This is a genomic window from Amycolatopsis sp. NPDC004772 (assembly GCF_053601215.1).
The window spans coordinates 44,856-54,559 of sequence record NZ_JBSGBK010000059.1 but is presented as its reverse complement, the minus strand read 5'-3'; the positions used below and the strand labels follow the sequence as shown (position 1 = coordinate 54,559).

Genomic DNA, 9,704 nt, shown 5'->3' with positions numbered 1-9,704 from the left:
TTTGTCCGTTTCCCGTTCTTGCCGTTTTACTTACTTTTCCCGCGGTGTTTTTTTTTATTGGGTTTAACTACCCGACTTACCACCTCACGACAGCCGCGGCAGACTTCACAACAGGGGGATGACCGCGGTGACCGTCGTTCCCCCGTCCCCGCTGACGACGTCGAGCTCTCCGCCGAGCGCCTGCACCCGGTCGCGCAGCCCGGCCAGCCCCGTGCCGCCCTCGGCGTCCGCGCCGCCGACACCCGCGTCGGTCACCTCGACCCGCAGCTCCGCCCCCGCCACCTCGATCCGCACGTCGGCGCGGTCGGTGCGGGCGTGCTTCAGCGCGTTGGTCAGCGCCTCCGACGTCACGAAGTACGCCGTCGCCTCCACCGCCGCGTCCAGGCGCGGGACCGTGCCGACGGTCAGCGCCACCTCCATCGGGATCCGGTCGGCCAGCGACCGGACCGCCGCGACCAGGCCCGCTTCGGTGAGGATCGCCGGGCGGATCCCCCTCGCCAGCTCGCGCAGCTCGGTGATCGCCGTCTGCAGCTCGTCGACCGCGCCGGTGAGCAGGGTGCGGATCTCCGGCGGCAGCCCGTCCCCGGAGCGGCGGCCGGCCATCCGCAGCAGCAGCACCACGCTGACCAGCCGCTGCTGGGCACCGTCGTGCAGGTCGCGCTCGAGCCGGCGGCGCTCCTCGTCGCCGGCCGCGACCAGCCGGGCTCGCGACGCGCGCACCTCGGCCAGCCGCTGTTCCAGCTCCGCGGTGAGCCGCTGGTTGTCCAGTACCAGGCCGGCGGCCGCGTTGAGCGCGTCGATCGACCGGCTGTCCTTCCACACCTCGTCGTCCTGCACCAGCGCGGCCAGCCCGGTGCCGTCGCGCTCCAGGAGCAGCCGGATCATCTCGGCGTTGCCGACCCGGGCCCGCATCACCCCGGTCAGGAACGCCAGCGGCCACAGGCAGAACAGGATCCGGTACGCCTGCAGCAGCGGCCCGGACAGCGGGTGCGCGTCGCCGAGCGCCGTGCCCACCCCCGACGTCAACGCGCCGGCCAGGGCGATGACCACCACCGGCGACAGCAGCCGTCGCTGCGGCAGCCGCCCGCTCAGCCACCGGTAGAGCAGCACGACGATCACGCCCGCGCTGATCGCCGTCGCGGCCAGGTCCAGCACCCGGTCGGCGAAGGCGCCGCTGCCCGGCCGGAGCGCCAGCAGGTCGCGCGGGTCGTCGTCGGCCAGCAGCCCGACCAGGCCCGACCCGAGTACCACCAGGTAGGCCGCGGCGACCAGCAGCCGTTCCCACCGCGAGCGGAGGCGGCCGTGCGGGAAGGCGAGCACCAGGTGCGCGATCACCGGGCTGGACGCGGCGCGCAGCGGGACGGCGATCGTGTACAGCACCGGGTCGCGCGTGAACTGCAGGTCCTCGAGGAACAGCGCGACACCGGCCAGGGCGATCAGCACCCCGATCGGGTTGGCCGGGCGCCGCACGTGCGCGACCGCGCCCGCGAGCAGGAAGAGGAACCCGGTCGTGGTGCTGAGCGCGGTGTCGAGCGCCGAGTGGGTGCCGTCGCCGGCTTTGAGCGTCAGCGCGACGCTGCCGAGCGCGCAGCCGGCCGTCAGGAGCCCCGTCATCACCGACGTCCGCGGGTGCTGCACTTCGACGACCCTCCCGGTGGGCCTTGGCGGATGTGTGAAGCAGTCCGGCAACGGCTAACCGTGATTCGTCCGTTCGGGTCGTCGCGTTACACCACGCGGCTGCGCTTTAGGGTGATCGTGACGGGAGGCTGGACATGAGCGGACGCGGCCTGGGTGCGGACGTCTTCGGCGGGCGGATGCCGGCCGGCGGGCGGGACCTGGCGATCGAAACCCACGGCATCAAGCCGGTGCCGGAGGACAACCGGTTCGGCCGCCCGTGGCGGCTGTTCAGCGTGTGGTTCGCGCCGAACCTGACGATGACGGCGGTGTTCACCGGCACCCTCGCGGCGTCCCTCGGCCTCGGCTTCTGGACGGGCCTGGCCGCGATGCTCGCCGGCACCGTGCTCGGCTCGCTGCCGGTGGCGTACCTGTCGACGTGGGGCCCGCGCACCGGCACCGGCCAGCTCCCGCTGGCCCGGCTGCCCTTCGGCGGCGGCGTCGTGCTGCCCGGCCTGGTGCAGTGGCTCGGCTCGATCGCCTGGGACGCGCTGGTCGGCCTGTTCGGCGGCGAGGCCCTCGCCGAGCTGACCGGGCTGCCGTTCTGGGCGGCGGTGCTGATCGTGCTGGTGCTGCAGTGCGCGCTCGGCGTGTTCGGCTACGCGCTGATCCACCGCGTGCAGGCGGTGATGAGCGTGCTGCTGGTGCTGGCGTTCGCCGCGCTGGCCGTGAAGGTCCTTTCCGGACACCCGATCGCCGTCGCCGACACCGTGTCCGGCGCCGACCTGGCGGGCGGCGTCGTGCTGTTCGCGACGATCACGTTGTCGCTGGCGATCTCGTGGGCGCCCTACGCGTCGGACTTCAGCCGCTACCTGCCGGTGTCGGTGTCGTCGCGGGCGGTCTTCTGGGCGACGCTGCTCGGCCTCGTCGTGTCGTACGCGATCGGTGAAGGCCTCGGGCTCGCGCTGGGATCGTCGCTGGGCGACCACACGACGTCCGGGATCGCCCAGCTGCTCGGCGGCGGCTTCATGGGCGCGCTGGCGCTGGCGGTGATCGCGCTGGCGGCGGTGTCGTCGAACGCGATGAACGACTACAGCGGCTCGCTGGCGTTGCAGACGGTCGGCGTCCGGTTGCGGCGCCCGGTGTCGGCGGTGGTCGTCACGGTGCTGGCGTTCGCGCTGATCCTCTGGATGCACAGCGGCGATCTGTCGGCGAAGTTCGAGAACGTGCTGCTGTTCGTCTCGTACTGGATCCCGCCGTTCCTCGGCGTGGTGGTCCCGGACTGGCTCGCCCGCACCCGCGGCGGCCGGCGCGTCGACGTCCTGGCGTCGGGGTCGGTGCGCCCCTGGGCGGCGGTGGTGGCCTTCGTCGTGGGGTTCGGCGCCGCGGTGCCGTTCATGAACACGTCCCTCTACACCGGACCGGTCGCGGCGGCGCTGCACGGCGCGGACCTCGCGTACTACGTTGGCCTCGTCGTTTCGCTGGCAGCGTATTACGCGCTTCGCGGCCGCTCTCCGGTTGACCTCAAGTAATGTAGAGGTTTCACGATGGTGGGGTACCCCTCGAAGGAGGAACCATGCCCACCGCACTCGTCACCGGCGCCTCGGCCGGGCTGGGCCGCGCGCTCGCGGCCGCCCTGGTCCGTCGCAAGTGGACAGTCATCGGCGACGCCCGCGACGCGGCCGCGCTGGCCGCCGCCGCTCGCGACGACGGCTTCACGGCCATCCCCGGCGACGTCACCGACCCGGCGCACCGTGTCTCGCTGGCCGAGGCCTGCCCTTCGCTCGACTTGCTCGTCAACAACGCCAGCTCCCTCGGCGTCAGCCCGCTGCCGCCGCTGGCCCGCTATCCCTTGAGCGCCTTGGAAGACGTCTACCGCGTCAACGTCTTCGCGCCGCTGGCCCTGACGCAGCTGCTGCGACCCGAGGTCGTGATCAACGTCAGCTCCGACGCGGCGGTGGAGGCATACGGGGGCTGGGGCGGCTACGGCTCGGCGAAGGCGGCGCTCGACCAGCTGACCGCCGTCCTGGGGGTGGAGAACCCGGACCGGTCGGTGTACGCCGTCGATCCGGGCGACCTGCGCACGGCCATGCACCAGCGCGCGTTCCCCGGCGAGGACATCTCGGACCGGCCGCTGCCGTCGTCGGCGGTCCCGGCGTTCCTGCGCTTGCTGGACGAGCGCCCGCCGAGCGGCCGCTACCGCGCGGCCGACCTCCTGGTGCCGGCATGAACGTCCGGTTCGACCTCCCCGCGGACCTGTCGGCCTCGGCCCCGCCGGAGGCCCGCGGCCTGGCCCGCGACGAGGTCCGCCTGCTCGTGGCCTCGCCGTCGGGCGTCCACCACACGGCGTTCCGGTCGCTGGGCGCTCACCTGCGACCGGGCGACGTCCTGGTGGTCAACACGTCGGGGACGCTCCCGGCGGCGGTCGACGCTTTCCGGGCGGGCCGCCCGATCGTGGTCCATTTCGCGACGGTTTTGGACGACGGTTCGTGGATCGTGGAGCTGCGCGCCTCGGGAGGCCCGTTGCTCGACGGCCGCCCGGGGGAGCGCCTCGCGCTGGCCGGCGACGCGACGCTGACCCTGCTGGCCCCGGTGATCCCGGGAGCGGCCCGGTTGTGGCGGGCTGCGGTGTCGGTGGACGTGCCGTCGTTGCTCGAGGCGGCGGGCCGGCCGATCCGCTACGGGTACGTCCCGCGGGCGTGGCCGCTGGCGGACTACCAGACGGCGTTCGCTCGCGAGCCGGGAAGCGCGGAGATGCCCTCGGCGGCCCGGCCGTTCACGCCGGAGCTGGTGACGCGCTTGGTGACGGACGGTGTGTTGTTCGCGCCGCTCCTCCTGCACACGGGGGTGTCATCGCCGGAGGCTGCCGAGCCACCCCAGGCGGAGCGCTTCCGCGTCCCCCCAACGACGGCGGCGCTGGTCTCATGGGTCCGGGAGCGGGGAGGCCGCGTGATAGCGGTGGGCACGACGGCGGCCCGGGCCCTGGAGTCGGCGGCCACGGGTGGCGAGGTCCGTGCGGCGTCGGGCTGGACGGAGCTGGTCCTGGGACCGGACCGCCCGGCGCGCGTGGTGGACGGGATCGTCACGGGCCTGCACGCCCCGGAGGCTTCGCATTTGTCGCTGCTGGAGGCGGTGGCGGGGGCGCAGGTCGTCCAGCGGGCTTACGACGCGGCGGTGGAGGAGCGGTACTTGTGGCACGAGTTCGGCGACGTGTCCCTGCTGCTGCGCCACTGATCGGGCCGGCCCGAACGGCACGCTGACGCCCAACCGGCACCCCACCCAGACCTCCCCCGCCACCCCGATCCGAAGCCCGAACACGGACGGTGGTGCCGGGTCAAGGCATCTTTCCCGCCTTGACGCGGTACCACCGGCCGTAGTGACAATCACGGCTTCGGGTTGGTGGGCACCGACCTGCTTTGCCGAAAATTCCGGAAAGTCCGCCCCAGCCCGAGGTTGTCCACAGCCCCTCCACCCTGTGGACAACCCCGCCCGAACCCCTACTGACCAGCCTCGACCCGCCGCCGCGACCGCACCAACCCCGCGATCACCACCGCCGCGATCCCCAGGCCGATCCCGCTGACGATCGACGCCACCAGGCTGGCCGTTGCCGTCGCCAGGCCGAACGCGCCGCCCAGGTACACCGGGATCGACATCGCCACCGGCAGCCAGTTGCGCAGCAGGAACGCCCGGTCGGACGCCACCCACAGCACCAGTGCCACCGCCGCCCCGGTGAACACCGGGATCGCCCAGACGACGGCGCTGGTCAGCGCGTCCATCCCGAGTGACCGGAGCCACTCGAACGACGCCTGGCCCAGCCCGATGAACAACACGACCAGCGCCACGCGGACGCCGGCGGCTCCCTGGCCCCTGCTCGTCATGTCTTCCTCCCGAATCCGTGGTCCACCTGTACCACGTTCGGGTGACGTCGACGGTTGCCCGTTATGACACTTTCTTCGAACCGGGTGCGGAACCAGAACAGCTAGCGGCGGCTGACGGGGATGTCAAGAAATCTCACCGAGTGTCCCGGGATGCGGATGGCTATGCGCCTGAGTGGGTGACCGTGCGAACCTCCCCCGGACACCGACGAAAGGCGATGCTGACGTGCGCACCCCTCGGAGATTCCTGGCCTCGGCGCTGGCCGCCCTGACCGTCGTGGGAGTGCTCGCGGGCTGTTCTCGCGCCGACAGCGCCGCCGCGCCCGCCGCCAATCAGGGCGCCGCGACCGAAGTCCGCGTCGGGTTCTTCCCGAACGTCACGCACGCTCCCGCGCTCATCGGCGTCAAGAAGGACTTCTTCAAGAACGAGCTCGGCTCGACCAAGCTCACCACCCAGACCTTCAACGCCGGGCCCGAAGAGGTCAACGCCCTGCTCGGCAACTCCCTCGACGTCGCCTTCATCGGCTCCGGTCCGGCGATCAACGCCTTCACCAAGTCCAAGGGTGCCATCCAGCTGGTCTCCGGCGCCGTCTCGGGCGGCGCGCAGCTGGTCGTCAAACCGGAGATCACCGGTGTCGAGCAGCTCAAGGGCAAGAACATCGCCACGCCGCAGCTGGCCAACACCCAGGACGTCGCGCTCAAGAAGTTCCTCGCCGGCAAGCAGCTGACCGACCAGGTCAAGATCACCAACCTCGACAACCCGAAGACGCTCGACGCCTTCAAGAAGGGCGAGGTCGACGGCGGCTGGCTGCCCGAGCCGTGGGCGTCCCGGCTGGTCCTCGACGCCGGCGCGAACGTCCTGGTCGACGAGAAGACGCTGTGGCCCGGCGGCCGCTTCCCGACCACCGTCGTCATCGTGCGCAGCGAGTTCCTGCAGCAGCACCCGGACACCGTCCGCGCGCTGCTCAAGGGGGAGCTCGCCGCCATCACGTGGGCCAAGACCAACCCGGCGGACGCGAAGACCGTGGTCAACGGTGCGCTCAAGGAGCTGGCCGGCAGTACCCTGAGCGCAGCGGTCCTGGACCGCGCGTTCTCCGGCATCGAACTGACCACCGATCCGGTCGCGTCGGCGTTCCCCCAGCTCGCGCAGGACTCGGTCACCGCAGGCGTCGTGAAGTCGGCCGTCGCGCTGAAGGGCTTCGCCGACTTCGGTGCCCTCAACGAGGTGCTGAAGGCGCAGAACCAGCCCGCCGTCGTAGCTCCCGAACTGACCAAGTGAGAGGCAGCCAGCGATGACCACGACCCTCCCGACCGGCCGCACCAGTTTCACCGGCGCGGCAGCGGTGCGTCTCGACGGTGTCCGCAAGACGTTCGGCACGGCCGGCCGCGCGGTCGTCGCGCTCGACGGCGTGGACCTGACGGTCGCGCCCGGCGAGTTCGTCTGCCTGCTCGGCGCGTCCGGCTGCGGCAAGAGCACGCTGCTGAACCTGGTCGCCGGGCTGGACGCGCCGTCGGCGGGGGAGATCACGCTCAACACGTCGCGGCCCGCGGTGATGTTCCAGGAAGCCGCGCTGATGCCGTGGCTGACCGCGGCCCGCAACGTCGAACTGCCGCTGCGGCTGGCCGGCTTCGGCCGCGCCGAGCGCCGCGAAAAGGCGGCCGAGCTGCTGGAGCTCGTCCGGCTGAACGGCGCGGGGAGCAAGCGGCCGCACGAGCTGTCCGGCGGGATGCGCCAGCGCGTCGCGCTCGCCCGCGCCCTCGCCGCGACGCTGCGCGTCGGCGGCGACCCGGAACAGTCGCTCCTGCTGATGGACGAGCCGTTCGCCGCGCTCGACGCCATCACCCGCGACGTCCTGCAGGGCGAGCTGCTGCGCGTCTACCGCAGCACCGGCACGTCCGTGCTGTTCGTGACCCACGACGTGCGCGAAGCGGTCCGGCTCGGCCGGCGCGTGGTGCTCCTGTCGTCGCGGCCCGGGCGGGTCGTGCGCGAGTGGGCGGACGTGCCGCTCGCCGACGCCGAGGAGCTCACCGAGGAAATCACCGGACACCTGCGCGAGGTGATCAGCACCCATGCCGCAGCTTGACCGGTCCGCCGAAGCCGACCTGGACGCGGTCGGCGCCGGACTGGATTCGCTCGACGCCCCCGTCGGCGAACGCCGTCCCAGCTTCTGGAAGCGCTTCGCCTGGGGTTTCCTCCCGCCGCTGGGCGCGCTGGTCCTGCTGGTCGTCGTCTGGCAGATCCTCTGGGCGGCCGCCTTCTGGCCCGAAACCCAGCTGCCCGCGCCGCTGTCGGTGTGGGACGAGTTCTGGGAGCGCGTCGTCACCGGCGACGTGTTCGAGTTCGTCTGGACGTCGGTGCACCGCGCCGCGCTCGGCTTCGTCGCCGGCGTGCTCATCGGCACCCCGCTCGGCCTGGTCGTGGCGAAGGTCCGCGTGGTCCGCGCGGCGATCGGACCGCTGCTGACCGGGCTGCAGAGCCTGCCGTCGGTCGCCTGGGTCCCGGCCGCGATCCTGTGGTTCGGGATCAACGACGGGGCGATCTACTTCGTCGTCCTGCTCGGCTCGGTGCCGTCGATCGCGAACGGCCTGGTGTCCGGGATCGACCAGATCCCGCCGATCCTCCCGCGCGTCGGCCAGGTGATGGGCGCGAACCGGCTCGCCTCGGCCCGGCACATCCTCCTGCCTGCCGCGTTGCCGGGCTTCCTGGCCGGGCTCAAGCAGGGCTGGGCGTTCTCGTGGCGCTCCCTGATGGCGGCCGAGCTGATCGCCCTGTCCCCTCAGCTGGGCGTCGGCCTCGGCGCCTACCTGAACCAGGGCTCATCGCTCAACAGCATCGAGAAGGTCATCGCGGCGATCTTCCTGATCCTGCTGGTCGGCGTGGGGATCGAGCTGCTGGTGTTCCGCCCGCTGGAGCGCGCGGTGCTGCGGGCGCGCGGGCTGACTTCGTCGCTGTAGAAATTTTGTCGAAGCCGAGTTGCCGGCGTCGACGTCTCCTTCGATCGTGTTCGAGCGAAGGAGTGAGCGATGGTGGTCGCGGTACTGGTGGCTTCGGTGGCGGCGTTCGTGGTGAGCGCGGCCTGGTACACGGCGTTCGGGCGGGTCCGGGCCCGCTTGAGCCCGGCGGGCGCGGCCGCGGCGTCGCCGTGGCGGATGGGCGCGGAGTTCGTGCGGACCGTGGTGCTGGTGACGGCGTTCGCGCTGCTCACCGGCGCGGTCGGGGTGGACGGCGTTCCCGGTGCGCTGGGGTGGGCGCTGCTGGTGTGGGCCGGGTTCCCGGCGGTGATCCTGGCGGGCTCGGTGCTGCACGAGCGGGTCCCGGTGGGCCTGGCGGCGTTGCACGCGGGCGACTGGCTGGTGAAGATCGCGGTGGTGGCGGTCCTGCTGGGGGTGTGGCGATGACGGCGCTGTTGCTCGACGGGATCGCGTTCGGCGAGTCCCCGCGCTGGCACGACGGGCGGCTCTGGTTCGCCGACTGGCTGGCCCACGAGATCGTGGCGGTCTCGCCGGCGGGCGAGCGCGAGCCGGTGTTCCGCGCGGACTTCCCGACGATGCCGATGTGCTTCGACTTCCTCGGCGGGCAGCCGCTGATCGTCTCTTCGTCGGACGGTCTCCTGCTGCGGCTCTCGGAGTCCGGCCTGACGACCCACGCGGACCTGGGCGGCACCGGGTTCAACGAAATAGTGACCACGCGCACCGGAGGCAGTTACGTCAACGGCGGCGGCTTCGACCTGATGGCCGGAGAGCCGTACCGCCCGGGAGCGATCCGCTACGTCGACCCGGGAGGCAGGGTCCGCACGGTGGCGGAGGACATCGCCTTCGGCAACGGCATGGCCCTGACCCCGGACGGCTCGACGCTGATCGTGGCCGAGTCGTACGCAAACCGCCTGACGGCGTTCACGGTGCTTCCGGACGGCGGCCTGACGGACCGCCGGGTGTGGGCCGACCTCGGCGACGGGGTACCGGACGGCATCGCGCTGGACGCCTCGGGCGCGGTCTGGGTGTCGGACGTGCCGCACCGGTCGTGCACGTTGGTCCGGGAGGGCGGGGAGGTCGTGGAGAGGCTGACTTTCGACCGCGGGTGCTTTGCTTGCGCGTTGAGTGAGGACACGTTGTATGTCGTGGTTCAGGAGTGGCGCGGTTTGGCGGGGGTGGGGGAGGGGGAGCGGACGGGGCAGGTCCTGACCCACCCGGTGTCCGTGGGGCGGGCTTGAGTTG

10 protein-coding genes are annotated in these 9,704 nt (G+C 72.0%); 8 read left to right on the top strand and 2 right to left on the bottom strand.

Going from position 1 to position 9,704, the window contains the following annotated elements:
- Window positions 1-105 precede the first annotated feature (105 nt).
- A complete protein-coding gene (locus ACWEF6_RS29315; protein ID WP_449685885.1) occupies window positions 106-1,614 on the bottom strand; it encodes a sensor histidine kinase in 1,509 nt (502 codons plus the stop codon).
- Window positions 1,615-1,772: 158 nt separating this feature from the next.
- On the opposite strand from ACWEF6_RS29315, the gene ACWEF6_RS29310 reads away from it, so the two are divergent.
- Genes ACWEF6_RS29310 through ACWEF6_RS29300 form a run of 3 tightly spaced genes read left to right on the top strand, consistent with a single transcriptional unit; the run spans window position 1,773 to window position 4,848 of the window.
- Entirely contained in the window at window positions 1,773-3,146 is a 1,374-nt protein-coding gene (locus ACWEF6_RS29310; RefSeq protein WP_449685884.1) for a purine-cytosine permease family protein, read from the top strand.
- Window positions 3,147-3,190: 44 nt separating this feature from the next.
- Window positions 3,191-3,844 carry an SDR family NAD(P)-dependent oxidoreductase gene (locus ACWEF6_RS29305; protein ID WP_449685883.1) on the top strand — a complete coding sequence of 218 codons (654 nt, stop codon included), beginning with the start codon at window positions 3,191-3,193 and terminating at the stop codon, window positions 3,842-3,844.
- A complete protein-coding gene (locus tag ACWEF6_RS29300) occupies window positions 3,841-4,848 on the top strand; it encodes an S-adenosylmethionine:tRNA ribosyltransferase-isomerase (RefSeq protein WP_449685882.1) in 1,008 nt (335 codons plus the stop codon). Before ACWEF6_RS29305 ends, ACWEF6_RS29300 begins: the two co-directional genes overlap by 4 nt.
- A gap of 263 nt (window positions 4,849-5,111) precedes the next feature.
- Here ACWEF6_RS29300 and ACWEF6_RS29295 read toward each other — a convergent pair whose 3' ends face one another.
- Window positions 5,112-5,492: a hypothetical protein gene (locus ACWEF6_RS29295; RefSeq protein WP_449685881.1), complete on the bottom strand. Its 381-nt coding sequence runs from the start codon at window positions 5,490-5,492 to the stop codon at window positions 5,112-5,114.
- Window positions 5,493-5,715: 223 nt separating this feature from the next.
- Between ACWEF6_RS29295 and ACWEF6_RS29290 the strand changes: the two genes are divergently transcribed.
- The 5 genes from ACWEF6_RS29290 (at window position 5,716) to ACWEF6_RS29270 (ending at window position 9,700) form a co-directional block, all read left to right on the top strand.
- On the top strand, window positions 5,716-6,768 hold the full coding sequence (locus tag ACWEF6_RS29290) for an ABC transporter substrate-binding protein (protein WP_449685880.1): 1,053 nt from the start codon (window positions 5,716-5,718) through the stop codon (window positions 6,766-6,768).
- A gap of 13 nt (window positions 6,769-6,781) precedes the next feature.
- Window positions 6,782-7,573, top strand: a complete 792-nt coding sequence (locus tag ACWEF6_RS29285) for an ABC transporter ATP-binding protein (protein WP_449685879.1) — start codon at window positions 6,782-6,784, stop codon at window positions 7,571-7,573.
- Window positions 7,560-8,444: an ABC transporter permease gene (locus ACWEF6_RS29280; RefSeq protein ID WP_449685878.1), complete on the top strand. Its 885-nt coding sequence runs from the start codon at window positions 7,560-7,562 to the stop codon at window positions 8,442-8,444. Before ACWEF6_RS29285 ends, ACWEF6_RS29280 begins: the two co-directional genes overlap by 14 nt.
- Window positions 8,445-8,513: 69 nt before the next feature.
- Window positions 8,514-8,888 carry a DUF1761 domain-containing protein gene (locus ACWEF6_RS29275; RefSeq protein ID WP_449685877.1) on the top strand — a complete coding sequence of 125 codons (375 nt, stop codon included), beginning with the start codon at window positions 8,514-8,516 and terminating at the stop codon, window positions 8,886-8,888.
- Entirely contained in the window at window positions 8,885-9,700 is an 816-nt protein-coding gene (locus ACWEF6_RS29270) for an SMP-30/gluconolactonase/LRE family protein (RefSeq protein WP_449685876.1), read from the top strand. Before ACWEF6_RS29275 ends, ACWEF6_RS29270 begins: the two co-directional genes overlap by 4 nt.
- The last annotated feature ends 4 nt before the right edge of the window (window positions 9,701-9,704 follow it).

Bases quoted from the DNA above. Each gene is read 5' to 3' on its own strand.
- ACWEF6_RS29315 (WP_449685885.1), bottom strand. From the start codon at position 1,614: ATGACGGGGCTCCTGACGGCCGGCTGCGCGCTCGGCAGCGTCGCGCTG.
- ACWEF6_RS29310 (WP_449685884.1), top strand. From the start codon at position 1,773: ATGAGCGGACGCGGCCTGGGTGCGGACGTCTTCGGCGGGCGGATGCCG.
- ACWEF6_RS29305 (WP_449685883.1), top strand. From the start codon at position 3,191: ATGCCCACCGCACTCGTCACCGGCGCCTCGGCCGGGCTGGGCCGCGCG.
- ACWEF6_RS29300 (WP_449685882.1), top strand. From the start codon at position 3,841: ATGAACGTCCGGTTCGACCTCCCCGCGGACCTGTCGGCCTCGGCCCCG.
- ACWEF6_RS29295 (WP_449685881.1), bottom strand. From the start codon at position 5,492: ATGACGAGCAGGGGCCAGGGAGCCGCCGGCGTCCGCGTGGCGCTGGTC.
- ACWEF6_RS29285 (WP_449685879.1), top strand. From the start codon at position 6,782: ATGACCACGACCCTCCCGACCGGCCGCACCAGTTTCACCGGCGCGGCA.
- ACWEF6_RS29280 (WP_449685878.1), top strand. From the start codon at position 7,560: ATGCCGCAGCTTGACCGGTCCGCCGAAGCCGACCTGGACGCGGTCGGC.
- ACWEF6_RS29275 (WP_449685877.1), top strand. From the start codon at position 8,514: ATGGTGGTCGCGGTACTGGTGGCTTCGGTGGCGGCGTTCGTGGTGAGC.
- ACWEF6_RS29270 (WP_449685876.1), top strand. From the start codon at position 8,885: ATGACGGCGCTGTTGCTCGACGGGATCGCGTTCGGCGAGTCCCCGCGC.